We start from the raw sequence: 2,740 nt of genomic DNA on the forward strand, positions 1-2,740 counted from the left end.
TACTATTGTAAGGTCGGCATCCAAATGACCCAAATAAATACCCACGCCAAGAAATAAAACTACAAAGTATTTCTTGGCACCTTTTACATAAAACAAATAAATTATTAAAAATGCACAAACCTAATACTAAAATATTAACATTATATGACTAAAGATGAATGAACCTATACAAGCAATCCATATTCATAAAATTAAAATACTTATATATTGAATTTAACAGAAAAATATTTATGTTGAAACACCAAATTCATGCGCCAATCATCCCACTGTAATTTTTTTATTTGATTAACTATTATAATCATTTCATCTTTTTCTCTAGGCATCAAATCTTCTATATAACTATGACATAATTTGTCACCATTTTAATTTGTGATCCTAACTAATTAAATGATAAAAAGGGGTTCGTGCACCATCTCTTTCCAACATATACTTCTTCAAAAAAATAGAAAGACACTTGTCTCTCTTTCAAAAGTATTTTTTGGAATTTCAAATTGTCCCCCTTAGTATCAAACCTAGAACAGCCATAATTATCGTACTGATAATTATCCGTAAAATCCAAGAAGTATTTGTGCTGATTTTTTCTAATTGCTTATTAATTGTAGAAATGTCTTTCTCGTTAATTATTATTCGAGTTTCTAAATTACGAATATCACGCATGATCTCTTTGTGTTCTGATTTTAGACTGTCAATTTTCACATTTACGTCTTCCATATACTCACGCCCTTATAACATCTTAATAGAACAGTCTTAATATATTATGAGACAACCTTTTTCGATGTGAATGTATATGAGTTATTTCTATGTTGAATCTTCATTCTATACATTTTCCCCAATCTTATTTATCATTACTAAACTAGTACAAGTGTTTGTTAATTGACTAATGGCTGTACTAATTAATCAAATTTGGACATTTTGTTAGAACTTCAATTGAAACTCAATTACATTCTTCATATTTTAAGTATTTTCATTAAAAAGTTTAGAAAATCTACGTACCAAAAATAGGTGCTGTGAAATAATGCTATTTCACAGCATTTTATCAATTTCGATAGTTATTACTAACTCTATATCTCCGTCTACAGAGCATTAAACGCACATTTTTTCAATAAAAAGTGAGCATCCAGGACAATAGATGCTCTTAATGTATAAGGAGTTCTAACCAAAACTTAGAATGGAGGAGAAGCGTTCAAGCTCGTCCTATACTCTAATATATGCTTGTTCTCCTTGAAAGGTGAAAAATAAAAAAACACCTTAATTAGATGTCTTTTCGGGTTTAAGAGAAAGATACCATGTGAAAAGCCTTTCTGTATCATTGTATGATTATGAATTTTCGTTATGATTTAAATATCTTTTAAATATCTTTTGAATATCTTTTAAATACGTTTATTGCATATTTGTTTAGTTAATGATTTTGTTACGAATAACGGACACAATAAATTCTAATGAAAAAATTTTTAGTAGGCTTAATCATTGATACGAACTAGCTTTTTTTTTTATTATTTCCCATATATTCAAACAAGGCCTATTTCACTCCACTCCTGTATTGTTAATTTATTTGCACAATTTAATTAAAATTCACATATACTACTTGTGCACATGTATTTAGGTCACATGTGGGAGTGTGATCTGAAACCTACTTTTCAAAAAGCGCTATATAAGCGCTTTTTTTGATGTGTAAAATGTTTTTTTATACAAAAGACACCCAATTAAACAAACATCACTTCATATGATATATTCCATCCTATCTTTTTAGAGTCGATAGTCGTTACAGAAGTGCACTCTACGGAGTGCTCTTACATTTTCATACCAAATAGCGTTTTTATAAACAACTTGTCACCTTTAAATCAGACAAGCATATATTATTGTATGGGGCACTCCACTCCATAAGTTCAACCCTTTTAGTCTAGATGCACACTTATATGTGTGCTCTTTTTTATTCACTTGAAATAACGATTTTGTTCAATAGAAAAAGAACATCCGGGGCAGTAGACGCTCTTAATACGATTGGAGTGTTAACTGAATAAATGGAATAGGCGCGGTTAAGCTTATCCTGTACTTTAATAAAAAGTAAAAAGACACCTTAATTAGGTGTCTTTTCAGAGTGCCAGAGGTAATCTATATGTTGGATAGACCTTTCTATATCATTGTATGACCATCAATTCTTGTTATGCCTAAAAAAGGTTTTTAATACGTTAATTGTGTAGTTTTAACATAACAAAGAATAAGAATCTGTTATGGACACTTTTTTATACGAACAAAATATAAATTCTAGTTAAGAAATATTAGTAGGCTTGTTCATTACATCATTGATACGAACCAACTTAATTATTTAGGATGCATGGTGAACTACCCGCCACTTAACGTCCTAACGGACTGTTTGAAGTGGGGGCTTCTCGGTTAGTCGTTACTTTTGGTAGCTAACGAATTCGTCCTAAGACAGCCGAGTTAACTCCCTTGTTCCAAGGGTTATTTTATTGCTATCTATGCTAACGCTAATAGGCGTATTGCTTCATTTTTGATATTGATAGCTGCGTTATATAATCTCTATCGAGATTTACACCGCATATACAAGTATAGACTCGCTCAGACAATGACATATTTTTCATATTTCCACAACTGCTACATGTTTTTCTGGAAGGAAACCATTTGTCTATTTTCACAAGCTGTTTGCCTTGTTCATGTAGTTTATAAGCTAAGAAAGAAGTGAACATACCCCAAGCATTATCAGCGACGCTTTTTCCAA

The 2,740-nt window shown here is 30.8% G+C and carries 1 protein-coding gene and 1 pseudogene; both read right to left on the minus strand.

All coding sequences use genetic code 11. The features are described 5' to 3' along the window. Positions 1–486: 486 nt before the first annotated feature. A complete protein-coding gene (locus ACUN13_RS32110; protein WP_098282302.1) occupies positions 487–711 on the minus strand; it encodes a hemolysin XhlA family protein in 225 nt (74 codons plus the stop codon). Between the two features lie 1,767 nt (positions 712–2,478). Then, a pseudogene (locus ACUN13_RS32115) lies at positions 2,479–2,740 on the minus strand (zinc ribbon domain-containing protein); the annotation flags it as partial.

The sequence above is a fragment of the Bacillus cereus group sp. Bce041 genome, from assembly GCF_052646455.1.